Source organism: Streptomyces angustmyceticus (genome assembly GCF_040701845.1).
Taxonomy (GTDB): domain Bacteria; phylum Actinomycetota; class Actinomycetes; order Streptomycetales; family Streptomycetaceae; genus Streptomyces; species Streptomyces angustmyceticus_A.
In genome coordinates, this window is record NZ_JBFBHQ010000001.1 from 463,142 (window position 1) to 486,483 (window position 23,342).

The 23,342-nt window shown below is 73.0% G+C and carries 21 protein-coding genes; 13 read left to right on the top strand and 8 right to left on the bottom strand.

Annotated features, from left to right (window positions below; all coding sequences use genetic code 11):
- The first annotated feature begins 224 nt into the window (after positions 1–224).
- The 7 genes from ccrA (at position 225) to pssA (ending at position 8,012) form a co-directional block, all read left to right on the top strand.
- The gene (gene ccrA, locus AB0411_RS01975) at positions 225–1,562 is read left to right on the top strand and encodes a crotonyl-CoA carboxylase/reductase (RefSeq protein WP_366415220.1); all 1,338 of its coding nucleotides are present in this window, start codon (positions 225–227) and stop codon (positions 1,560–1,562) included.
- A 39-nt stretch (positions 1,563–1,601) separates the two neighbouring features.
- Positions 1,602–3,638 (top strand): methylmalonyl-CoA mutase family protein, encoded by a 2,037-nt coding sequence (locus tag AB0411_RS01980; protein WP_366415221.1) that lies wholly within the window; start codon positions 1,602–1,604, stop codon positions 3,636–3,638.
- Positions 3,635–4,609: an HpcH/HpaI aldolase/citrate lyase family protein gene (locus tag AB0411_RS01985; protein WP_366415222.1), complete on the top strand. Its 975-nt coding sequence runs from the start codon at positions 3,635–3,637 to the stop codon at positions 4,607–4,609. Before AB0411_RS01980 ends, AB0411_RS01985 begins: the two co-directional genes overlap by 4 nt.
- A 5-nt stretch (positions 4,610–4,614) precedes the next feature.
- Positions 4,615–5,139 (top strand): MaoC family dehydratase, encoded by a 525-nt coding sequence (locus AB0411_RS01990; protein WP_086716539.1) that lies wholly within the window; start codon positions 4,615–4,617, stop codon positions 5,137–5,139.
- Positions 5,140–5,141: 2 nt separating this feature from the next.
- Complete coding sequence (locus tag AB0411_RS01995; protein WP_366415223.1) at positions 5,142–6,347, top strand: acyl-CoA dehydrogenase family protein; 1,206 nt, start codon at positions 5,142–5,144, stop codon at positions 6,345–6,347.
- A 170-nt stretch (positions 6,348–6,517) separates the two neighbouring features.
- The gene (locus tag AB0411_RS02000) at positions 6,518–7,165 is read left to right on the top strand and encodes a phosphatidylserine decarboxylase (protein WP_088800933.1); all 648 of its coding nucleotides are present in this window, start codon (positions 6,518–6,520) and stop codon (positions 7,163–7,165) included.
- On the top strand, positions 7,152–8,012 hold the full coding sequence (gene pssA / locus AB0411_RS02005; RefSeq protein ID WP_174886845.1) for a CDP-diacylglycerol--serine O-phosphatidyltransferase: 861 nt from the start codon (positions 7,152–7,154) through the stop codon (positions 8,010–8,012). The genes AB0411_RS02000 and pssA overlap by 14 nt, the downstream gene beginning before the upstream one ends.
- A gap of 97 nt (positions 8,013–8,109) precedes the next feature.
- On the opposite strand, the gene AB0411_RS02010 is transcribed toward pssA, so the two are convergent.
- Positions 8,110–9,234 (bottom strand): glycerate kinase, encoded by a 1,125-nt coding sequence (locus tag AB0411_RS02010; RefSeq protein WP_366415620.1) that lies wholly within the window; start codon positions 9,232–9,234, stop codon positions 8,110–8,112.
- Between the two features lie 213 nt (positions 9,235–9,447).
- Between AB0411_RS02010 and AB0411_RS02015 the strand changes: the two genes are divergently transcribed.
- The 5 genes from AB0411_RS02015 (at position 9,448) to AB0411_RS02035 (ending at position 14,074) form a co-directional block, all read left to right on the top strand.
- Positions 9,448–9,936: an NUDIX hydrolase gene (locus tag AB0411_RS02015; RefSeq protein WP_366415621.1), complete on the top strand. Its 489-nt coding sequence runs from the start codon at positions 9,448–9,450 to the stop codon at positions 9,934–9,936.
- Positions 9,937–10,001: 65 nt separating this feature from the next.
- On the top strand, positions 10,002–11,234 hold the full coding sequence (locus AB0411_RS02020) for a GDSL-type esterase/lipase family protein (RefSeq protein WP_366415224.1): 1,233 nt from the start codon (positions 10,002–10,004) through the stop codon (positions 11,232–11,234).
- Between the two features lie 55 nt (positions 11,235–11,289).
- Positions 11,290–12,105, top strand: a complete 816-nt coding sequence (locus AB0411_RS02025; RefSeq protein ID WP_366415225.1) for a nucleotidyltransferase domain-containing protein — start codon at positions 11,290–11,292, stop codon at positions 12,103–12,105.
- 74 nt (positions 12,106–12,179) lie between these two features.
- Entirely contained in the window at positions 12,180–13,046 is an 867-nt protein-coding gene (locus AB0411_RS02030) for a helix-turn-helix transcriptional regulator (RefSeq protein WP_366415226.1), read from the top strand.
- 44 nt (positions 13,047–13,090) lie between these two features.
- Positions 13,091–14,074 carry a quinone oxidoreductase family protein gene (locus tag AB0411_RS02035; RefSeq protein ID WP_366415227.1) on the top strand — a complete coding sequence of 328 codons (984 nt, stop codon included), beginning with the start codon at positions 13,091–13,093 and terminating at the stop codon, positions 14,072–14,074.
- 94 nt (positions 14,075–14,168) lie between these two features.
- Here the strand turns inward: AB0411_RS02035 and AB0411_RS02040 are convergent, their stop codons facing one another.
- From AB0411_RS02040 to AB0411_RS02070, 7 genes are all read right to left on the bottom strand, one after another.
- Positions 14,169–14,714, bottom strand: coding sequence for a methylated-DNA--[protein]-cysteine S-methyltransferase (locus AB0411_RS02040; protein ID WP_366415228.1), 546 nt, complete (start codon positions 14,712–14,714; stop codon positions 14,169–14,171).
- Between the two features lie 10 nt (positions 14,715–14,724).
- Positions 14,725–16,197: an AlkA N-terminal domain-containing protein gene (locus tag AB0411_RS02045; RefSeq protein ID WP_366415229.1), complete on the bottom strand. Its 1,473-nt coding sequence runs from the start codon at positions 16,195–16,197 to the stop codon at positions 14,725–14,727.
- A gap of 104 nt (positions 16,198–16,301) precedes the next feature.
- Positions 16,302–17,261, bottom strand: coding sequence for a prolyl aminopeptidase (gene pip / locus AB0411_RS02050; protein ID WP_366415230.1), 960 nt, complete (start codon positions 17,259–17,261; stop codon positions 16,302–16,304).
- Positions 17,258–17,770, bottom strand: coding sequence for an O-acetyl-ADP-ribose deacetylase (locus tag AB0411_RS02055; protein ID WP_366415231.1), 513 nt, complete (start codon positions 17,768–17,770; stop codon positions 17,258–17,260). Before AB0411_RS02055 ends, pip begins: the two co-directional genes overlap by 4 nt.
- Positions 17,771–17,836: 66 nt before the next feature.
- Positions 17,837–19,258, bottom strand: a complete 1,422-nt coding sequence (locus AB0411_RS02060; RefSeq protein ID WP_366415622.1) for a phytoene desaturase family protein — start codon at positions 19,256–19,258, stop codon at positions 17,837–17,839.
- A 40-nt stretch (positions 19,259–19,298) separates the two neighbouring features.
- On the bottom strand, positions 19,299–20,225 hold the full coding sequence (locus AB0411_RS02065) for an inositol monophosphatase family protein (RefSeq protein WP_366415232.1): 927 nt from the start codon (positions 20,223–20,225) through the stop codon (positions 19,299–19,301).
- Between the two features lie 228 nt (positions 20,226–20,453).
- The gene (locus tag AB0411_RS02070) at positions 20,454–22,334 is read right to left on the bottom strand and encodes a gamma-glutamyltransferase family protein (RefSeq protein ID WP_366415233.1); all 1,881 of its coding nucleotides are present in this window, start codon (positions 22,332–22,334) and stop codon (positions 20,454–20,456) included.
- Between the two features lie 200 nt (positions 22,335–22,534).
- On the opposite strand from AB0411_RS02070, the gene AB0411_RS02075 reads away from it, so the two are divergent.
- On the top strand, positions 22,535–23,299 hold the full coding sequence (locus AB0411_RS02075) for an SIR2 family NAD-dependent protein deacylase (protein ID WP_366415234.1): 765 nt from the start codon (positions 22,535–22,537) through the stop codon (positions 23,297–23,299).
- The last annotated feature ends 43 nt before the right edge of the window (positions 23,300–23,342 follow it).

Genomic DNA, 23,342 nt, shown 5'->3' on the forward strand with positions numbered 1-23,342 from the left:
AATTCCCAGCTACCGCTGGGCATCGCGCTCACCAGCGCTGCCAGGCTTCGCGGCCGACGGCTCTGCGACCCCCGCAGAGGCGACGGAAGCGGCGCCGCCCCGGCCGAACCGACGGCACCACCTCTGCACCACCCCCGACGTTCCCCAAGCCGTTTCCCTCAACGGTTCCCCGAGCCCGCCGTTCCGGTCGGGCCGGGGAGGCCCCAACCGCCGGAGGCACCCCCGTGAACGAAATCCTGGACGCAATCCTTGCGCCTGACACCACCAGCGCCGACTTCGCCGGCCTGACCATCCCCGAGTCCTACCGCGCGGTGACCGTGCACAAGGACGAGGCCGAGATGTTCGCCGGTCTGGAGAGCAAGGAGAAGGACCCCCGCAAGTCGCTGCACGTCGAGGACGTGCCGGTGCCCGAGCTGGGACCGGGCGAGGCGCTGGTGGCCGTGATGGCCTCCTCCGTGAACTACAACTCCGTGTGGACCTCGATCTTCGAGCCGATGTCGACGTTCGGGTTCCTGGAGCGCTACGGCAAGCTCTCCCCCCTCGCCAAGCGCCACGACCTCCCCTACCACGTGATCGGCTCCGACCTGGCCGGCGTGGTCCTGCGCACCGGGCCCGGTGTCAACTCCTGGGGCCCCGGCGACGAGGTCGTCGCGCACTGCCTGTCCGTCGAGCTGGAGTCCTCCGACGGCCACAACGACACGATGCTCGACCCCGAGCAGCGGATCTGGGGCTTCGAGACCAACTTCGGCGGCCTGGCCGAGATCGCGCTGGTCAAGTCCAACCAGCTGATGCCCAAGCCCCAGCACCTGAGCTGGGAGGAGGCGGCGGCACCCGGCCTGGTCAACTCCACCGCCTACCGCCAGCTCGTCTCGCGCAACGGCGCGGCGATGAAGCAGGGCGACAACGTCCTGATCTGGGGCGCCAGCGGCGGACTCGGCAGCTACGCCACCCAGTTCGCGCTGGCCGGCGGCGCCAACCCGATCTGCGTGGTCTCCTCCGACCAGAAGGCGGAGATCTGCCGGAAGATGGGCGCCGAGGCGATCATCGACCGCAACGCCGAGGGCTACAAGTTCTGGAAGGACGAGCGCACCCAGGACCCGAAGGAGTGGAAGCGCTTCGGCAAGCGCATCCGCGAATTCACCGGCGGCGAGGACATCGACATCGTCTTCGAGCACCCGGGCCGCGAGACCTTCGGCGCGAGCGTCTACGTCACCCGCAAGGGCGGCACCATCACCACCTGCGCCTCGACCTCGGGCTACATGCACGAGTACGACAACCGCTACCTGTGGATGTCGCTGAAGCGGATCATCGGCTCGCACTTCGCCAACTACCGCGAGGCGTGGGAGGCCAACCGCCTGATCGCCAAGGGCAAGATCCACCCGACGCTGTCGAAGACGTACACCCTCGAGGAGACCGGACAGGCGGCGTACGACGTGCACCGCAACCTCCACCAGGGCAAGGTCGGCGTGCTGGCACTGGCCCCCGAGGAGGGAATGGGCGTGCGCGACGAAGAAATGCGCGCCGAGCACCTCGACGCCATCAACCGCTTCCGGAACGTCTGAGGCAACTCGGACTCCGGACCAGGAAGATTCGGGCCTGATATGACTGAGCGTCAGAAGGATCGTCCGTGGCTGATGCGGACGTACGCCGGCCACTCCACCGCCGAGGCGTCCAACGAGCTGTACCGTCGCAACCTCGCCAAGGGCCAGACCGGCCTGTCGGTCGCGTTCGACCTCCCGACGCAGACCGGTTACGACCCCGACCACATCCTCGCCCGCGGCGAGGTCGGCCGGGTCGGGGTCCCGGTGTCCCACCTCGGCGACATGCGACGGCTGTTCCAGGACATACCCCTGGACCAGATGAACACCTCGATGACCATCAACGCGACGGCCATGTGGCTGCTGGCGCTGTACGAGGTGGTCGCCGAGGAGCAGGGCGCCGACATCTCCAAGCTGTCGGGGACGACGCAGAACGACATCGTCAAGGAGTACCTCTCGCGCGGGACGCACGTCTTCCCGCCGGGACCCTCGCTGCGGCTGACCACCGACATGATCACGTACACGGTGGCGCACATCCCCAAGTGGAACCCGATCAACATCTGCAGCTACCACCTGCAGGAGGCGGGGGCCACTCCGGTCCAGGAGATCGCCTACGCCATGTCCACCGCCATCGCGGTGCTGGACGCGGTACGGGACTCCGGGCAGGTGCCGCCGGAGAAGTTCGGTGATGTCGTGGCCCGCATCTCGTTCTTCGTGAACGCCGGCGTCCGCTTCGTCGAGGAGATGTGCAAGATGCGCGCCTTCGGCCGCATCTGGGACAAGATCACCCGCGAGCGCTACGGCATCCAGAACGAGAAGCAGCGCCGCTTCCGCTACGGCGTCCAGGTCAACTCGCTCGGCCTGACCGAGGCGCAGCCGGAGAACAACGTCCAGCGGATCGTCCTGGAGATGCTGGCCGTCACGCTCTCCAAGGACGCCCGCGCCCGCGCCGTGCAGCTCCCCGCCTGGAACGAGGCGCTGGGGCTTCCGCGGCCCTGGGACCAGCAGTGGTCGCTGCGCATCCAGCAGGTCCTCGCCCACGAGAGCGATCTGCTGGAGTACGAGGACATCTTCGCCGGCTCGCACGTCATCGAGGCGAAGGTGGACGCGCTGGTCACCGACTGCCTCGCCGAGATCGAGCGGATCCAGGAGATGGGCGGCGCGATGGCCGCGGTGGAGTCCGGCTACCTCAAGTCGCAGCTGGTCACCGCGCACGCCGAGCGGCGGGCCCGGATCGAGGCCGGCGAGGAGAAGATCGTCGGCGTCAACTGCTTCGAGGGCACCGAGCCCAACCCGCTCACCGCCGACCTCGACACCGCGATCATGACCGTCGACCCGGCCAACGAGGCGCGGGTGGTGCAGGCCCTGCACGAGTGGCGGGACAACCGCGACGAGGTCCGGGCGCAGGACGCGCTGTCGGCGCTGAAGAAGACCGCGGCCGGTGACGGCAACCTCTTCGCGGCCACCCTGGAGTGCGCACGCGCCGGCGTGACGACCGGCGAGTGGGCCTGGGCGCTGCGGGACGTCTTCGGCGAGTTCCGGGCCCCCACGGGCGTCTCCAGCGCTCCCCTGGCGGTCGCCGCCGAGGAGGGCAGCCCGCTCGCAGCGGTCCGCGAGAAGGTCGCCAAGACCGCGGCCGAACTCGGCAGCGGAAAGCTGCGCCTGCTGGTCGGCAAGCCCGGCCTGGACGGCCACAGCAACGGTGCCGAGCAGATCGCCGTACGGGCCAGGGACGCCGGCTTCGAGGTGATCTACCAGGGCATCCGGCTGACCCCGGAGCAGATCGTCTCGGCCGCGGTCGCCGAGGACGTGCACTGCGTGGGCCTGTCGATCCTGTCCGGCTCGCACGCCGAGCTGGTCCCGGACGTCCTGGCCCGTCTGCGGCGCACCGGCGTCGACACCACTCCCGGGCCGGGCGGGCCTCCCATACCGGTCATCGTCGGCGGCATCATTCCCTCCGCCGATGCGGCGGCGCTCAGGGAAGCCGGAGTGGCGGCCGTGTTCACCCCCAAGGACTTCGGTATTACGGAGATCATCGGCCGTATCGTCGACGAGATCCGGAAAGCGAACCAGCTCGACCCCCTGGAGGTCCCCGCATGACCCAGGCCGCACCCCCGGTGTCCCGGCTGCGCCCGCGCCGCTCCTGTCTCGCGGTCCCGGGCAGCAACCCGCGCTTCCTGGAGAAGGCCCAGGGCCTCCCGGCCGACCAGGTCTTCCTGGACCTGGAGGACGCCTGCGCGCCGCTCGCCAAGGAGGGCGCCCGCCACCACATCGTCGAGGCGCTGAACGAGGGCGATTGGACGGGCAAGACCCGGGTCGTACGGGTCAACGACTGGACGACGCACTGGACGTACCGGGACGTCATCACGGTCGTCGAGGGCGCGGGGCAGAACCTCGACTGCATCATGCTGCCGAAGGTCCAGGACGCCCAGCAGATCGTGGCGCTGGACCTGCTGCTGACGCAGATCGAGAAGACCATGGGCTTCGAGGCCGGCCGGATCGGCATCGAGGCCCAGATCGAGAACGCCAAGGGCCTGGTGAACGTCGACGCGATCGCCGGCGCCTCGCCGCGCCTGGAGACCATCATCTTCGGCCCGGCCGACTTCATGGCCTCCATCAACATGAAGTCCCTGGTGGTCGGCGAGCAGCCGCCCGGCTATGGGGCGGATGCCTATCACTACATTCTGATGCGCATTCTGATGGCAGCACGTACCTACGATCTGCAGGCTATCGACGGCCCGTACCTTCAGATCAAGAATGTTGACGGCTATCGCGAGGTCGCCGGCCGCGCCGCCGCCCTCGGCTTCGACGGCAAGTGGGTGCTGCACCCGGGTCAGGTCGAGGCCGCCAACGAGGTGTTCTCCCCTTCCCAGGAGGACTACGACCACGCCGAGCTGATCCTGGACGCCTACGAGTACCACACCTCGGAGGCGGGCGGGGCCAAGGGCTCCGCGATGCTCGGCGACGAGATGATCGACGAGGCGAGCCGGAAGATGGCGCTGGTCATCGCCGGCAAGGGCCGGGCCGCCGGCATGACCCGCAGTTCCAAGTTCGAGGCCCCGGAGGCATAAGCACCATGCAGTTCGGCCGTACCTACGAAGAGTTCACCGTCGGCGATGTGTACAAGCACTGGCCCGGGAAGACCGTCACCGAATACGACGACCACCTCTTCTGCCTGCTCACGATGAACCACCACCCGCTGCACATGGACAGCAACTACGCGGAGCGGACCACCGATTTCGGCAAGAACGTCGTCGTCGGCAACTACATCTACTCGCTGCTGCTGGGCATGTCGGTGCCCGACGTCTCCGGAAAGGCCATCGCCAACCTGGAGATCGAGTCGCTGAAGCACGTGGCGCCCACCTTCCACGGCGACACGATCTACGGCGAGACGACCGTGCTCGACAAGACGCCCTCCCGCTCCAAGACGGACCGCGGCATCGTGCACGTGGAGACCAAGGGCTACAAGCAGGACGGCACCCTGGTCTGCGTCTTCCGGCGCAAGGTCATGGTCCCCACGGCCACCTACATCAAGGAGCGCGGCGGCGAGCAGCCCGGCCGCCCGGAGCTGCAGGCCCCGCCGGCCAAGAAGGAGAAGTAGCCATGACCCGTCTCGCGCAGACCGAGGGCCTGACCGACATCCAGCAGGAAATCCTCTCCACCGTCCGCGACTTCGTGGACAAGGAGATCATTCCGGTCGCCACGGAACTGGAGCACCGCGACGAGTACCCGTCGCAGATCGTCGAGGGCCTGAAGGAACTCGGCGTGTTCGGCCTGATGATTCCCGAGGAGTACGGCGGGCTGGGCGAGTCCCTGCTCACCTACGCGCTGACCGTCGAGGAGATCGCCCGCGGCTGGATGAGCGTCTCGGGCATCATCAACACCCACTTCATCGTGGCGTACATGCTCAAGCAGCACGGCACGCAGGAGCAGAAGGACTACTTCCTGCCGAAGATGGCGGCCGGCGAGATCCGGGGCGCCTTCTCGATGTCGGAGCCGGCGCTGGGCTCGGACGTTTCGGCCATTTCCTCCAAGGGCGTCCGCGACGGCGACGATTACGTCCTCAACGGCCAGAAGATGTGGCTCACCAACGGTGGTTCGTCCACGCTCGTCGCGGTGCTGTGCCGCACGGACGAGGGCCACCCGGAGGGCACCGCGCCGCACAAGTCGATGACGACCTTCCTCGTGGAGAAGGAGGCCGGCTTCGGCGAGGTGCGCCCCGGGCTGACCATTCCGGGCAAGATCGACAAGATGGGCTACAAGGGCGTCGACACCACCGAACTGATCATGGACGGGCTGCGGATCCCGGCCGATCGGGTGCTCGGCGGCGAGACCGGACGTGGCTTCTATCACATGATGGACGGCGTCGAGGTCGGCCGGGTGAATGTGGCCGCCCGCGGCTGCGGCGTCGCCCAGCGCGCCTTCGAACTGGGTGTTTCGTACGCGCAGCAGCGACACACCTTCGGCAAGCCGATCGCCCAGCACCAGGCCATCCAGTTCAAACTGGCGGAAATGGCGACAAAGGTCGAAGCGGCGCATGCGATGATGGTTAATGCCGCTCGCAAAAAGGACTCGGGCCAGCGAAACGACCTCGAGGCGGGCATGGCGAAGTACCTGGCCTCCGAGTACTGCAAGGAGGTAGTGGAAGACGCTTTCCGCATCCACGGCGGTTACGGCTTCTCCAAGGAGTACGAGATCGAGCGGCTCTACCGCGAGGCCCCGATGCTCCTGATCGGCGAAGGAACCGCCGAGATCCAGAAAATGATCATTGGGCGACGGCTACTCGAGGAGTACCGGATCCAGGGGTGAACGTCCCGTTTGGGCTGCTTTGGCCTAGACGAAGATCACACCCCGTCATCGTTCTTCGGCCACGGATTGGCTCTGGCTCTTGGCCAGTTGCCGCTTGTAACCGATAGCATCCCCGGAAAGCCGCCGTCCCCCGTATCCATACGCGGCATCCTCCGCTACGAAGGTCATCCATGCCCCACAGCCAATCCTCTGCACAACGCGGTAGCGTCCGCCTCGCGCGCGGAGCGTCGCCGTGGCTCCTGCCGACCGTTGCCACGGCAGCGGTCAGCCTCGCCCGGTCCCGCCGGTCCGGACGCTGGGCCGCCGTTGCCGTGCCCACCACCGCTCTGGCGGCGGGCATGCTGTGGTTCTTCCGCGACCCGGAGCGGGAGATCGCTCAGGGCCGTGTCATCTCCCCGGCCGACGGCGTGGTGCAGAGCATCATGCCGTGGAAGGACGGGCGCACCCGCGTCGCGATCTTCATGAGCCCGCTGAACGTCCACGTCAACCGCGCGCCGCTGGCCGGCACGGTGACGTCCGTGGAGCACATCCCCGGCGGGTTCGTCCCGGCGTTCAACAAGGAGAGCGAGAACAACGAGCGGGTGGTCTGGCACTTCGACACCGAGCTCGGCGACATCGAGATGGTGCAGATCGCCGGCGCGGTGGCCCGCCGCATCGTCCCCTACGTGCCCCAGGGCACCAAGGTCGAGCAGGGCGAGCGGATCGGGCTGATCCGCTTCGGCTCGCGCGTCGACGTCTACCTCCCGGAAGGCGTCGAGGCCGCGGTCGAGGTCGGCCAGGCCACCACCGCGGGGGTGACACGCCTTGACCGTGATTGATCCCGAGACACAGGCGGGCTGGGCGCCCGAGACCGACGAGGACGAGGACGACATGCCGCTGTCCACGCGGCTGTCAATAGCGGACACCCTCACCCTCGGCAACGCGATCTGCGGCTTCATGGCCGTGTACTTCACCACCACCGGGGTCCTCATCCCGCATCTGACGGGCACCGACGACGGCGGTATGGCCCGGCACAGTGCGGCGATGGCCGTGATCCTGATGCTGCTCGCGTCGGTCTTCGACCTCTTCGACGGGCTGGTGGCGCGCAAGCTGCGGGCCTCGGCGATGGGGGCCGAGCTCGACAACCTCTCCGACCTGATCAGCTTCGGCCTGGCGCCCGCGTACTTCGTCGTGACCTGGGGCATGGTCGCCCAGGACGCGCACCAGCGGGTGTCGGTGGTGGCCGCGGTCGTGGTGCTGTTGGCGGTGGTGCTCCGGCTTGCGCGGTTCTCCTGCGTCACCCTGCGTGACGGCATCTTCCAGGGCATGCCGAGCCCCTTCGGCGCCCTGACCGTCGTCGCCATCGTGCTGCTGGAGCTGCCGTTCGTGCCGACGCTGCTGGCGATCGTCGGGGTGGCCTGGCTGATGGTGAGCCGGGTCGAGTACCCCAAGCCGCGGGGCCGGCTCGCGGTGGCGATGCTCAGCTGGATCGTGCTCAGCATGGGCATGCTCGCGGCCTGGGCGCTGGACGCCCCCGGCGGCCAGCTGCTGCTGCAGACCGGCTGTGCCCTTCAGGTGGTCATGGGCGCGATGATCCCGCTGTTCGCGACGGCCCGGAGGGTCAACACCTTCCGCGACAACCGCCGTGAGTCGCGGGCCGAGTCCCGCGCCGCACAGCTCCCCTAGCAAGAACCACGACGCCGCGGGCCCCGAGCGAATTCCTTCGCCCGGGGCCCGCGGCGTCGTGCGGTGCGTGCGGCCCGCGGGCGGGCCGCACCGCGCCTCAGACCAGGAAGTCCCGCGCCAGCTGCGCCGCCGCCCGCTCCAGCAGCGGGCCCGCCTCCGCCATGCAGCGGGCCGGGTCGGGCTCCAGATCCGTCAGGGCATAGGCCCGCCGGATGCCGGCCGCGGAGAGCGCCTCCTGTGGCAGCTGGAGGCGGCCGCAGACCGCCACCACGTCCAGGCCGGCCGCCCGGGCCGCGGCGGCGACCCCGGCCGGTGCCTTGCCGTGCAGCGTCTGGGTGTCGAGCGAGCCCTCACCGGTGATGACGAAGGTGGCCTTCGCCAGCGCCGGGGCGAAGCCCAGGACGTCGAGCATCACGTCGATGCCCGGCCGGAACGTCGCGTCCAGGCCGACCAGCGCGCCGTAGCCGATCCCGCCCGCGGCGCCCGCGCCCGGCGCCGAGGCGGCCTCCGCGGCCTTCGGGCCCACGGCGCGCCCCAGCACCTCGGCGTAGTGCGCCAGCGCGGCGTCCAGCGCGGCCACGTCCTCCTCGCTCGCGCCCTTCTGCGGGCCGTAGACCGCCGGGGCTCCCTTGGGGCCCGTGAGCGGGTTGTCGACGTCGCTGGCGAGCACGATCTCCGTCGTCGCCAGCCGGGGGTCCAACATCGACAGGTCGGCCGTGGCCAGGTCGCGCAGCGGGCCGCCGCCGGGGGCGACCGGCTCGCCGTCCGCGTCCAGGAACCGGGCGCCCAGCGCCGCGAGCATGCCCGCGCCGCCGTCGGTCGTGGCGCTGCCGCCGACGCCGAAGACGATCGAGGTCGCGCCCGCGTCGAGCGCCGCGCGCAGCAGCTCGCCGGTGCCGTACGTGGTCGCCGTCAGGGGCGCGAAGACGCCCGCCGGGAGGTGCTGGAGCCCGGAGGCCTCCGCCATCTCCACCACTGCCGTACCCTCGGCGCGCAGCGCGAAGGTGGCCGTCACCGGCGCTCCGGTCGGGCCGGTGACCCGTGCCTCGTGGCGGGTGAAGCCGGCCGCGAGCGCCGCCGCGACCGTCCCGTCGCCGCCGTCCGCGACCGGGACGGCCGCGACGTCGAGGCCGGGGACCACGCGCCGGAGACCGGCCGTGACGTGCTCGGCGACCTCGACGGCCGTGAGCGAGCCCTTGAATTTGTCCGCGGCGATCAGCACCTGTGCCGACGGTGTCCTTGCTGCGTCCGCCACCGTGTTTCCCCTTGCTTCCGTACTGGCAGTCGCGCCGCTGTGACCTTATCCGGCGCGGGGCCCGGCGAACAGGGCACTCGAGGCGGCGGTGCTGCCGAGCGCCCCCCGGGTGCACCGCGAAGATCCGCGCGACCGGCACGGCCGCCGGCCCGTTCCGTCTAGGCTCGCGCCGTGACCACCATGGACTACGCCACGTACATCGCCGGCCTGCCCCGCGTGCTCGCGGGCGCGGCCGTCCTCTTCCGCGACGCGGAGGGCCGTCTGCTGCTCGTGGAGCCCAACTACCGCGACACCTGGGTCCTGCCGGGCGGCACGGTCGAATCGGACCAGGGCGAGTCGCCCCGGCAGGCCGCCCGGCGGGAGACCGCGGAGGAGATCGGCCTGGACGTCGAGCCGGGCCCGCTGCTCACCGTCGACTGGGTGCGCGGCAAGGAGCGGCCGCCGCTGGTGTCGTACCTCTACGACGGCGGAGTGCTGGACGCCGCACAGCTGTCCGCGATCCGCGTCCAGGAGGAGGAGCTGCTGTCCTGGCGCATGGTGCACTGGGACGAGGCCCAGACCCTGGTCAACCGCGACCTGGCCCTGCGCATCGGCGCCGCCCTGAAGTCCCTCGCGGACGGCCGCGGCCCGGCGGAACTGGAGGACGGCGTGCCCCCGCACGGGGGCTGACGGTGCGTCGGAGCAGGACGGAAAAATGGTGTGTGGAGCGGGCGTCCGGTTGACAGGCTGAGGGCATGAACCCCTCGCACGATCCCGCCCCCGGCTCCTCCCCCGCACCCACGGCCTCCGGGGCGACGGACCGGATCACCACCCCCGTCACCGCGGACCTCCTGCGCGGCGCGCTCGACCTGGAGCGCACCGAGCACGGGGTGCTGCCGCACCGGCTCCCGGCCCGGGCCCGCGCCCAGTGCGCCGACGGGCAACTCGCGATAGCGGAGTCCCAGCCCTCCGGCGTACGGCTGGTGTTCCGTACCCGGGCCACCGCCATCGAGCTGGACACGCTCCGGACCAAGATGGCCTACCAAGGCGCCCCGCCCCGCCCCGACGGCGTGTACGACCTGCTCGTCGACGGCCTCCTGGCCGGGCGGGGCAGTGTGACCGGCGGCAACACCCTGACGGTGGACATGACCACCGGGGCCGCGGAAACCCGGCCCGGCCCGGTCGGCACCGTCCGGTTCACCGGTCTGCCCGACCGGGTGAAGGACGTCGAGATCTGGCTGCCGTACAACGAGATCACCCAGCTGGTCGCGCTGCGCACGGACGCTCCCGTCGAGGCCGTGGAGCCGGGGAGCCGCAGGGTCTGGCTGCACCACGGCAGTTCGATCAGCCACGGCTCGGACGCCACGAGCCCCTCCACGACCTGGCCCGCCCTGGCCGCCTCCCTCGGCGGCGCGGAACTGATCAACCTCGGTCTGAGCGGCAGTGCCCTGCTCGACGCGTTCACCGCCCGCGCGCTGCGGGACACCCCCGCCGACCTGGTCAGCGTCAAGATCGGCATCAACCTGGTCAACACCGACCTGATGCGGCTGCGGGCCTTCACCCCGGCCGTCCACGGCTTCCTCGACACCATCCGCGAGGGGCACCCGACCACGCCGCTGCTGGTCGTGTCGCCGATCCACTGCCCCATCCACGAGGACACCCCCGGCCCCAGCGCCCCGGACTTCAGCAACCTCGCCGCGGGGAAGCTGCAGTTCCGGGCGGCGGGGGATCCCGCGGAGCGGGCCGCCGGGAAGCTGACGCTGGGTGTCATCCGCGCGGAGCTCGCCCGCATCGTGCGCGAGCGGGCGGCCGAGGACCCGCACCTGCACCACCTCGACGGCCACGAGCTCTACGGCCCGGCGGACTTCGCCGAACTGCCGCTGCCCGACCAGCTCCACCCGGACGCCGCCACCCACCACCGCATCGGCGCACGCTTCGCCGAGCGGGCCTTCGGGCCCGGCGGGCCCTTCGCCGCCGGGGAGGGCTGAGGTGCCCGGTCCGCCTCGCCCGGAAGCCGCCGCCGGCGCGCCCTACTCTGGCGGGATGGACGACATTGCCGCAAAGGTCGCGCAGGTGCCGGGAGTTGTGGGGGTGATGCTCGGGGGCAGCCGGGCGCGGGGCACCCATCGGCCGGACTCCGACTGGGACCTCGGCGTCTACTACCGGGGCACGCCGGATCTGGGGGCGCTGGAGGAGCTGGCCGCCGAGGTGACCGGCGGCCCCGTCGAGGTGTACGGGCCGGGCGCCTGGGGCGCCTGGGTCAACGGCGGGGCCTGGCTCGTCCTGCCCGACGGCAGCCGGGTGGACTGGATCCTGCGGGACGTCGACCGGGTGCGGCGGGTGTGGGCGGACTGCCGCGAGGGCCGCTACGAGATCGGCGTACAGGCCGGGCACCCCCTCGGCTTCTGGTCCCCCGCCTATCCGGGCGAGGCGGCCCTGGGCCGGGTGCTGGCCGACACCGACGGGGAGCTGGCCCGCCTCCGGCAGGAGACCCGCGCCTATCCCGAGGCCCTGCGCACGGCGCTGACCGAGGGCGCGGTGTGGGACGCGGGGTTCTCGGTGGCGATGGCGGGCAAGTCCTGCCGGGCACGGGACGTGCTGCATGCGGCGCTGTGCCTGTCCCGCGCCGTCGGCGGCCTCGTCCAGGCGCTGCACGCCCATCACCGCGTCTGGTGTCTCAACGAGAAGGGCGCGCTCGCGGCGGCCTCGGCGATGCCGGGGACACCGCGTGACTTCGGCGCCCGTGCCACCGCCCTGCTCGGCGGCATCGGGTGCGGGGAAGGGGAGTTGAAGCAGTCGCTGGAGGCCGCGACGGGATTGGTCGACGAGGTGCGCGGCGTCGTCGGGGCCGGGGCGTGATCGTCTGACGTCGCCGGCACCGCGGCACTGCCGTCGCCGCCCCGCACCGCAGCGGACGTCTTAGGGTGGGCGCCATGGCCAGCGCTTCTTCGTCCACGTACCGCGACGACCGTCGCACCGAGCTGCGGGAGTTCCTGCGCAGCCGCCGCGCCCGGGTCTCGCCGGCCGATGTCGGGATGCCGGCGGGCGGCCGGCGGCGCACGCCGGGTCTGCGGCGCGAGGAGGTCGCGGTGCTGGCCGGCGTGGGGGCCTCCTGGTACACGTGGCTGGAGCAGGGGCGGGACATCACGGTGTCCGGCCAGGTGCTCGACGCCATCGCCCGGGTGCTGCTGCTGGACGCCGCGGAGCGCTCCCATCTGTACCGGCTGGCCGGGCTCACCCCGCCGCAGGCGCCCTCCGTGCCGTCGGTGGCGGTCTCGCCCGAGGTGCGGCGGCTGCTGGACGCCTGGTCGCCGAGGCCCGGCTATGTGCGCGACCGGCACTGGAACTTCACGGCCGTCAACGACGCGGCGCGTGTGGTGTTCGGCTACCGCGAGAGCGACCACAACTGCCTGGTCTCCTTCTTCACCAACCCGCGCTACCGGGTGCTGCACCGGGACTGGGAGGAGACCGCGCCCGAGGTCGCCGCCGCGTTCCGGGCCGACGCGGCGCGCTACCCGGACGATCCGGAGTTCGGCCGTATCGCCGCCGAACTGGCCGCCGCCAGCCCGGAGTTCGCGGCGCTGTGGGCGCGTCATGACGTCGCCGAGCACACCAGCGCGGTGAAGGCGGTCGATCACCCCGAGGCCGGGACGATGGTCTTCGACGCCACGCTGCTGCCGCTGCCGCAGCACCCCGGGCACCACCTGATCATGCACAACCCGCGGCCCGGGACCGGCACCCGGCAGCGGCTGGAGACGCTGATGCGGCAGCACAGCCTGGTGGTGGCACACCCAGGATGAGGGGACACTGCCCGCGCCGCTGACATGCCCGCAGGATCGGGGGCATGAACCACAACAGCACGCAGATGAACGCCGTGACCATCCCCGAGTTCGGCGACGCCGAGGTGCTCGGCAGCGCCGCACTGCCGCTCCCCGAGCCCGGACCGGGCCAGGTCGCCATCGACGTGGCGTACGCGGGCGCCAACTTCGCCGAGGTCCTCTACCGGCGCGGGGTGGTCGACGTGCCGCTCCCGTTCGTGCCCGGGATCGAAGTGGCGGGCCGGATCCGGGCCGTGGGCCAGGGAGTCACGCACCTGACCGCCGGGCAGCCGGTGGCGGCCCTGACCATCGTCGACAGCGGCGGCTACGCCGAGGTGGTGGTCACCTCGGCGGACCTGGTCGCGCCGCTGGACGGCCTCGGCATCGGGCTGGGCGTGGCCGCGGCGCTGCCGTCCAACAGCACCACCGCGTTTCTCGTGCTCGACCGGGTGGCCCGCATCGCCCCCGGGGAGAGCGTCCTGGTCCATGCGGCGGCCGGTGGTGTGGGAAGCCAGCTCGGCCAGGTCGCCCGGCTGCTGGGCGCGGGCCGGGTGGTCGGCACCGTCGGCAGCGAAGCCAAGATCGAGACTGCCCGGCAGTTCGGGTACGACGAGGTGATCCTGCGCGATCGGGCCGCCGGGGCCGGTCCGTTCGACATCGTGGTCGACATGGTCGGCGGCCCGGCCCGCCGCGCCGGCCTGGATCTGCTGGCGCCGATGGGGCGTCTGGTGGCGATGGGCAACGCCTCGGGAGCCGAGGACGTGGGTCTCCCGGCCAACGACCTGTGGTTCACCAACAAGACCGTCTCCGGCTTCAACCTGGCCGCCTTCGCCGCGGCCTTTCCCGAGGAGACGGGCCGGGCCCTGCGCCGGGCGGTGGCGGCCGCCGCGGCGGGGGACCTGCGGGTGCGGGTCGAGTCCCTGCCGCTGGGGCGGGCCGCCGAGGCGCACCGCCGCATCGAGTCGGGGACGACCACCGGGAAGCTGGTGCTGGAGGTCGCGGCGTGGTGAACCGGTCCGGCCGGGGGCCCGTTGCCGCCGGGGTCCGGCGGGGCCGCGAGCCCGTTGGGCCGTACCGCCGGTGATCGTCCCCGGCCGGCCTCCGTCACCCGGCCGTCTCCGCGGGGAACAGGGTGTCCGGGGTCCGCTCGAAAGCGAGCAGCCGGCGCTTGCGGTCGAGGCCGCCGCCGTAGCCGGTGAGGCTGCCGTTGGCGCCGACGACGCGATGGCAGGGGACGATGATGCCGACCGGGTTGCGCCCGTTGGCCAGACCGACCGCGCGGGCCGCCGTCGGGACGCCGAGCCGTTCGGCGAGCTGCCCGTACGAGAGGGTCCGGCCGTACGGGATGGTGCACAGCGCCGCCCAGACCCGGCGCTGGAAGGGCGTGCCGCGCAGGGCCAGCGGCAGGTCGAAGGTGGTCGACTCGCCGCGGAAATAGGCCCCGAGCTGGGCGATGGCGGCGGCGAACGGCGGCTCGCCGGGGTCCGCGGGAGCGCCGAAGGTCTCCTGGGGCGGGCGGTGGCGCTGGTCGGTCATGTACAGGCCGGTGAGGGCCTCGCCGGCGGCGACCAGGGTGAGCGGCCCCACCGGGGTGCCGTCCAGGACGGTGTGGGTGCGGGGCGCGTCGGACGCGGGGATGTGCACACTCATGGCTGCGGGCTCAGTTCGTCGGAAGGTGGTTGATGGGGTGGTCGTCGGTCGCCCAGAGGTACTGGACGGCGTAGGCGCGCCAGGGGCGCCAGCGCGCGGAGTGCCGGGTGAGGGCCGCCGGGGTGTGCGGCAGGCCGAGGCCGGCGGCCGCGCGGCGCAGTCCCAGGTCGGTCGGGGTGAAGGCGTCCGGGTCGCCGAGTGCGCGCATGGCGACGCATTCGACGGTCCAGGGGCCGATGCCCGGCAGTGCCGCGAGCCGGGCGCGGGCCTCGTCCCGGTCGCTGCCGACGCCCAGGTGCAGCGCCCCGGAGCCGAGGGCGGCGATGACGCCGGTGAGGGTGGCCCGCCGGGTGCGGGGCATCGCCAGCGACTCCGGGTCGAGGTGGGCGAGCGTGGCGGTGGACGGGAAGAGGTGGCTGAGGCCGCCGCCGGGGTCGTCGACCCGTTCGCCGTGCGCACGGACCAGCCGTCCGGCGTGGGTGCGGGCCGCCGCGGTGGACACCTGCTGGCCCAGGACGGCGCGGACCGCGAACTCCTCGGCGTCGACCGTGCGCGGGACCCGTCGCCCCGGTGCCTTGTCGACGAGCGGCGCCAGCAGCGGGTCGTCGTGGAGCAGCCCGTCGACCGCTTCCGGGTCCGCGTCGAGGTCGAGCATCCGGCGGCAGCGGGCGATGGCGCCGGCCAGGTCGCGCAGATCGGTGAGGGAGAGGCGGCAGTCGATGTGGTCGGGGCGCGGTGCGAGGGCGACGATGCCGTGCCCGTAGGGGAGGCGCAGGGTCCGGCGGTAGGCGCCGTCGCGCCACTCCTCGACGCCGGGGACCGCGGTGGCGGCGAGGTGCCCGAAGAGGTTGTCGGGGTTCAGCGGCTGCCGGAAGGGGAGCCGCAGTGCGAGCGCGCCGGGCGCCGCCGCTCGGGGCCCCGGCTTGGCGCGCTGCCGCAGCTCCGTCGGGGACAGCGCGAAGACCTCCCGCACCGTCTCGTTGAAGGTGCGGATGCTGGCGAAGCCGGCGGCGAAGGCGACCTCGGCCATCGGCAGCGCGGTGGTCTCCACCAGGAGCCGGGCGGTCTGGGCGCGCTGGGCACGGGCCAGGGCCAGCGGCCCCGCCCCCAGCTCGGCCAGGAGCTGGCGCTCGGTCTGCCGGGTGCTGTAGCCGAGCCGGGCGGCGAGTCCGGGGACGCCCTCGCGGTCGACGATGCCGTCGGCGATCAGCCGCATGGCGCGGGCGACGAGGTCGGCCCGCTCGTTCCACTCGGGAGAGCCGGGGCTGGCGTCCGGGCGGCACCGCTTGCAGGCCCGGAAACCGGCCTGCTGGGCGGCGGCCGCGCTCGGGTAGAACCGCATGTTCTCCGGCTTGGGCGGCACCACGGGGCAGCTGGGGCGGCAGTAGATCCGGGTGGTGAGGACGGCGGTGTAGAACCAGCCGTCGAAGCGGGCATCCTTGGACTGCACGGCGCGCAGACAACGCTCGGTGTCGGTGTGCATGACCTCAGGATTGCTCAGTCGACGGCATCCGGCTGGCGAGAATCCGACATCAACGTCGGGCCACCAGGGGCGGCGCCGGTCACCCGGTCCCGTCCCCCGGGCGTTCAGGTCCCGGCGAACCGGTCCAGCGCGCCGATCACCTCGGCACGCATCGCCTCGCTCCCCTTGTGCCCCGCGTCGGGGACGACGGTCAGCCGGGCACCGGGCCAGGCGCGGGCCAGCTCCCAGGCGGTGTGCGGCGGGCCTCCCATGTCCTGGCGGCCGTGGACGAGCACCCCGGGGATGCCCGCCAGCCGCCCGGCGTCCCGCAGCAGGGCGCCCTCTTCCAGCCATGCGCCGTGCGAGAAGTAGTGCGTGCAGATCCGGACCAGGGCCAGCCGGGCCCGGGAGGGCCGGTCGCCGTAGGGGCGGGCGGCGCCGTACGGCTCCAGGGAGAGCACGGCGTCCTCCCAGGCGCACCAGTCGGCCGTGGCCCGCTCGCGCACCGCGGGGTCGGGGTCCGCCGCCAGGCGGGCGTACGCCCCGACGACGTCGCCGTCCGGCCCCACGCCCGGAGCGCCGGCCAGGAAGCGGTCCCACGCCTCCGGGAAGAACCGGCCGGCGCCGCGGTAGAGCCAGTCGATCTCCGAGCGCCGGGTCGTGGTGACACTGGGGATGACGATCTCCGACACCCGCTCCGGATGCCGCTGCGCGTACGCCAGGATCAGCGTCGAGCCCCACGAGCCGCCGAACAGCAGCCAGCGGTCGATGCCCAGATGCGCCCGCAGCCGCTCCATGTCGGCGAGCAGATGGCCGGTGGTGTTGTGCCGCATGTCGGTGGCCGGGTCACTGGCGTGCGGGGTGCTGCGGCCGCAGCCGCGCTGGTCGAAGAGGACCACGCGGTAGCGGTCCGGGTCGAAGGACCGGCGCGCGCCCGGGCCGCAGCCCGATCCCGGCCCGCCGTGGACGACCAGCGCGGGCTTGCCCTCCGGGTTGCCGCAGACCTCCCAGTACACGAGGTTGCCGTCGCCGACGTCCAGCATGCCCCTCTCGTGGGGCTCGATCGGGGGGTAGGGCCGCCTCATCGCACCTGCTCGGCGAAGGCCGCGTACGCGCGCTCGTCGAAGAGCACGAAGCGCACCTCGTCCACGGCCGTGTCCGCGTCCCGGACCGTCGCGACGGCGATGCGGGCGGCGTCGTCGAGGGGCCAGCGGTAGACGCCGGTGGAGATGGCCGGGAAGGCGACCGTCCTGGCGCCCAGTTCGCCGGCGATCCGCAGGGATTCGCGGTAGCAGGAGGCCAGCAGGTCGCTGCGGTCCTCGCTCTCGGAGTGGACCGGGCCGACGGTGTGGATGACCCAGCGGGCCGGCAGCCGGCCGGCGGTGGTGGCGACGGCCTGGCCGGTGGGCAGGCCGCGGCCGTAGTGCGCGTCGCGCAGGGCGCGGCACTCGGCGAGGATCTCCGGGCCGCCGCGGCGGTGGATCGCCCCGTCCACTCCCCCGCCGCCCAGCAGCGAGGAGTTGGCCGCGTTGACCACGGCGTCCACGGTCTGTTCGGTGATGTCGCCCTGGATGAGGGTGAGAGTGGGGCTCATGGTGTCCGAGCCTAGGGACCGTCGTACGGCGCGGCCACCCGATTCGGCGACCGGGCGGCCGGCGGGTCAGCGGCGGTGCGCGCGCAGCCTGCGCCAGACGGCCTTGGCGGCGTAGTGGCCGGACATGCCGTGGACGCCGGGGCCGGGCGGGGTGGCCTGGGAGCAGAGGAAGACGGCCGGGTGGGCGGTTTCGTAGGGGACGCGGGCGAGCTTGGGGCGGATGAGCAACCGCAGGCCGGCCGCGGAGCCGGTGGCGGTGTCGCCGCCGACGTAATTGGCGTTGCGCGCGGCGAGTTGGGGCGGGCCCGCGACCGCACGGGCCAGGACGAGGTCGCGGAAGCCGGGGGCGAAGCGCTCGATCTGCCGCTCGACGACGTCCGTGGCGTCGCCTTCCCAGCCGTGGGGGACATGGCCGTACGCCCAGAAGGTGTGCTTGCCCTCGGGGGCGCGGGTGGGGTCGATCAGGCTGGGCTGAGCGGTGATCAGGAAGGGGACGGAGGGGGCCCGGCCCTGGGTGGCGGCGTTCAGCGCGGCGGAGATCTCGCCGCTGGTGGGGCCGATGTGGACGGTGCCGGCGCGGTGGGCCTCCTCGGCCGTCCACGGCACCGGGGCCGACAGGGCGTAGTCCATCTTGAAGACGCTGGGGCCGTATTTCACGTCGCGGTAGGCGTTGCCCAGGCCCGCGATCCGGGCGAGCGCGGTCGGTGAGGTGTCGAAGACATAGGCGCGGGCCGGCGGCAGGTCGTCCAGGCGCTTGACCTCGAAGTCGGTGTGCACCACGCCGCCGTGGGCGCGCAGCAGGCCGGCGAGCGCGTCGGAGATGGCCTGGGAGCCGCCGCGCGGCACCGGCCAGCCCTTGGCGTGTGCGGCGAGCGCGAACATCAGGGCCATGCCGGAGGTACCGAAGCCGCCGAGCGGGGCGTTGGCGTGCGCCGCGAGCCCGGACATCAGGGCGCGGGCCTTCTCGTCCTGGAAGCGGCGGTTGAGGAGGGTGACCGGCTGCGCCGCGACCAGGCCGAAGCGGGCGTAGGTCAGCGGGTCCTGGGGCAGGCCGAGCCACTGGGTGCGCAGGAAGTCATGGGCCATCGTCTCCCATTTGCCGGTGAAGGGCTCGACGAGCCTGCGGTAGGTGCCGGCGTCGCGCGGTCCGAAGGACATGGCGGTCTCGCCCACGGAGTGGCCGAGCACGGCGGCCGTGCCGTCCGGGAAGGGGTGCGCCATGGGAAGGTCGGCATGCAGCCATTCGAGGCCGTGGCGCTCCAGCGGCATGGTGCGGAAGGCGGGCGAGCCGACGCCGGTGGGGTGCACCGCCGAGCAGGGGTCGTGGCGGAAGCCGGGGAGGGTCAGCTCCTCGGTGCGGGCGCCGCCGCCGATGGTGTCGCGGGCTTCGAAGACCTCCACGGACATGCCGCGGCGGGCGAGTTCGACCGCCGCCGTCAGGCCGTTGGGACCCGCTCCGATCACCACGGCATCGAGCATCCTCGGCACCTGCGCCACTCCCCTCATGTCCGACCCTCGTCGGTGAGGGTCAGTTGGCGGCCGCCAGCAGTCCGAGGATACGCCGCGCCGTTGCGGTGTCCCGCGCCGCGGTGAAGGGCAGCGCATTGCCGCCCTCGATGCGGAACGGCTGCCCGGCGACGGTGCCGCTCGCGCCGCCCGCCTCATGGACCAGCAGCAGTCCGGCGGCGTGGTCCCAGGCGTTTTCCCAGCTGAAGGCCGTGGCGTCGATCTCGCCGCGGGCGACGTGCAGATACTCCAGGCCCGCCGAGCCGCAGGGGCGCGGGGCGATGCCGCCGGTGTCCAGGGCGGCGAGCACCTGCTTCTGGGCGTCGGTCGTGAAGTCGTAGTGGGACGTGGCGACATCGAGGACCGCGCCGGACGACGGGCTGCCGGCCCGGAGCGGTACGCCGTTGAGCCGGGCACCGGCGCCGCGGCGGGCGACGGCCATCAGGCCGAGCGCGGGGGCGTAGGTCCACGACGCCAGGACCTCACCGCGGTGGGCGAGCGCGACGAGCGTGGCGAAGCCGGGGTCGCCGTGCACGAACTGGCGGGTGCCGTCGACCGGGTCGACGATCCAGACGGGGGCGTCGCCGTGCAGCGCGTCGAGGACGCGGGGGTCGGCGTGCACCGCCTCCTCGCCGACGACCACGGACCCGGGCAGCAGCTCCGTGAGCGCGGCGGTGAGGTGCTCCTCGGCGCGCCGGTCGGCGACCGTGACGAGGTCGTGCGGACCGTTCTTCTCGACGATGTCCTCGGCGGCGAGCTGCCGGAAGCGGGGCATGATCTCGTCGGCCGCGGCGCGGCGGACGGCGGCCTCGACGGCGGCCAGGTCCAGCGTCGACACGTCGAACAGCGGGGTCTCGGGGGTGTCGGGGGCGGTCGCGGCGGCCGGTGGGGTGGCAATCGGGGTAATCGTGGTCTCTCCGGTTTCTTCGGTACGAAGTGCATCGATCATGTGTCCATCGAACCATGAGCCACTGACACGGCGGCTGGACTCCAGGTGAACTCGGGATGCCGCGGAGGGCACGGGGCGAGGCCGCGGAGCGCACGGGACGGGGGAGCCCCGGTGCCCCGGGGCGCGCCTCCCCTCGGCGTCAGCCCCTCTCGGCGCCCGTCAGCGCCCGTCAGCGCCCCTCGGCACCGCTCGGCGCCCCCTTCCGCGCCCCGCGGCACCCACCAGCGCTCAGCGCCCCACGGCGTACCCCTGCATCCCCCGGGGATTCGCGGCGGCGGACAGCACACCGGTCTCCGGGTCCCGTGCCACGGCGCAGAGCCGCCCCTCGGACCAGGCGTCACCCACCGTGACGTGGTGCCCACGCCGGCGCAGCTCGGCGATGACCCCGTCACCGATGCGCGACTCCACGGTGACGCTGCCCGGCCGCATCCCGCGCGGGAAGAAGGAGCCGGGGAACGCGTCGTTGTGCCAGTTGGGGGCGTCGACGGCACCCTGCAGGTCGAGGCCGCCGCGGACCGCGCCGCGCAGCGCCACGGCCAGGAAGAAGTGCACCTGCCACTGGTCCTGCTGATCGCCGCCCGGCGTGCCGAAGGCCATCACGGGGACCCCGTCGCGCAGCGCGAGGGACGGGGTGAGGGTGGTCCGCGGGCGGCGCCCCGGGGTGAGGGAGTTGGGCAGGCCCTCCTCCAGCCAGGCCATCTGCAGCCGGGTGCCGAGCGGGAAGCCGAGCTCGGGGACGACGGGGTTGGACTGCAGCCAGCCGCCCGACGGGGTGGCGGAGACCAGGTTGCCCCAGCGGTCGACGATGTCGAGGTGGCAGGTGTCGCCCCGGGTGGCGCCGTTCCGGTCGGTCTCGGGCGCGACGTCCGCCGGAACACCACCGGCCGGAGCGGGCGCGCCGGCCGCCGCCCCGCGCGCGACGGTCGGCTCACCGGCTCCGCTGCCGGCGACACCGCCCGTACCGAAGCCGGACTCCCCCGCCTCCCCGGTCGCGGCCGCCGCCGCGTGCTTGCTCAGGCGCGGGGTGCGGCCGTCCGGGCTGCCGGGCCGCAGCTCGTAGGAGGCCCGCTCGCCGATCAGGGCCCGGCGGGCGGCGTTGTAGCGGGCGCCGAGCAGGGTGGCGAGCGGGACCTCGCTGGCATCGCCGTACCAGGCCTCGCGGTCGGCCATCGCCAGCTTGCAGCCCTCGATGAGCCGGTGGACGTAGGCGGCACTGCCGTATGCGGGCAACTCGTCCGGGAGCAGGGCGAGTTGCTGGAGGAAGGCGGGGCCCTGGGACCAGCCGCCCGCCTTGGCGACGGTCCAGCCGTTCCAGTCGTGGGTGACGGGTGCCTCGTACGTGGCGGAGAAGGCGGCCAGGTCGTCGCCGGTGAGGGTGCCCGCGTGGCGTTCGCCGGAGGTGTCCATGGCCGGGCGGGCCGCGAAGGCGGCGAGCGCCGCACCGATGAAGCCCTCGCGCCAGATGCGGCGGGCGGCCTCGATCTGCGCCTCGCGGCCCGCCGCCGCGGCCTCCGCCTCCGCGAGCAGCCGGCGCCAGGTGGCGGCCAGCGGCCGGTTCCGCAGCAGCCCGCCGGGGGCGACGGACCTGCCCCCGGGGAGGTAGATCTCGGCGGAGGTGGTCCACTCCGTCTCGAAGAGGGCCCGGACCGTCTCGACGGTCGCACCGATGCGTTCGACGGCGGGGTGGCCGTGCTCGGCGTAGCCGATGGCGTACCGCAGCACCTCGGCGAGGGAGCGGGTGCCGTGGTCGCGCAGCAGCAGCATCCAGGCGTCGAAGGCGCCGGGGACCGCGGCGGCCAGCGGCCCGGTGCCGGGCACCAGGTCCAGGCCGAGCGAGGTGTAGTGCGCCACGCTCGCGCCGGCCGGCGCCGGGCCCTGCCCGCACAGCACCCGTACGGGCCCGCCGGCCGGCGCCAGGATGATCGGCACCTCGCCCGCCGGGCCGTTCAGATGCGGCTCGACCACATGCAGCACGAACCCGGCGGCCACGGCCGCGTCATAGGCGTTGCCGCCGTCCTCCAGAACGGCCATCGCGGACTGGGAGGCCAGCCAGTGCGTGGTGGAGGCCATCCCGAAGGTGCCTTGGAGGGTCGGGCGGGTGGTGAACACGGGAGCTCCTCTGCCTGCCGGGGTGGCTCCGCGAGAGGGGCGCGGGCCCCGCGGAGACGGGCAGACCGTATGCCCCATACAACCATCGGGCAAGACGCCCGCCCGGCCCCGGCCGGGCGCCTCGGGCAACCCGCCGTGCGCCCGGCGCACCCGCCCCGAATTCCCTCGCCCTCCCCCGCGCCGCTGCGTACGCTCGCCCCATGACCGGCTCCGATACGCCCCCCGTTCAGCCTCCTCGGCGCCCGCTCGTCGCGATCCTCTCCGGAGCGGGCATCTCCACCGACTCCGGGATCCCCGACTACCGCGGGCCGAACGGGCTGTGGCGGCGGGACCCGGAGGCCGAGAAGCTCGTCACGTACGACGCGTACATGGGCGATCCGGAGATCCGGCGGCGGTCGTGGCGGATGCGCCAGGACAGCCCGGCGTTCCGGGCCGAGCCCAACGCCGCGCACGAGGCGGTGGTCCGCCTGGAGCGGTCCGGGACACCGGTGCGGGTGATCACGCAGAACGTGGACGGGCTGCATCAGCGCGCCGGGATGCCCGAGCGCAAGGTCCTCGAACTGCACGGCACCGTACGGGCGGTGACCTGCACCCGCTGCCATGCGCGGTCGTCGATGCAGGAGGCCCTGGCCCGGGTGGCCGCGGGCGAGCCGGATCCGCCGTGCCTGGTGTGCGGGGGCATCCTGAAGTCGGCGACGGTGATGTTCGGCGAGCGGCTGGATCCGGAGGTGCTCGCCACGGCGCTGGGGGTGGCGAAGGCGGCGGAGGTCTTCCTCGCGGTCGGCACCACGCTGCAGGTCCACCCGGCGGCCTCGCTCGCCGGGGTGGCCGCGGAGCACGGCGCGCGGCTGGTCATCGTCAACGCCGAGCCCACGCCGTACGACGAACTCGCCGACGAGGTGGTCCGCGAGCCGATCGGCACGGCGCTGCCCAGGCTGCTGGCGGGGCTGGCGGAGGGCGCCTGAGCCCGCGCGCCGCCCGGCGGGAGGGACGAGGGTGCACCGGGCC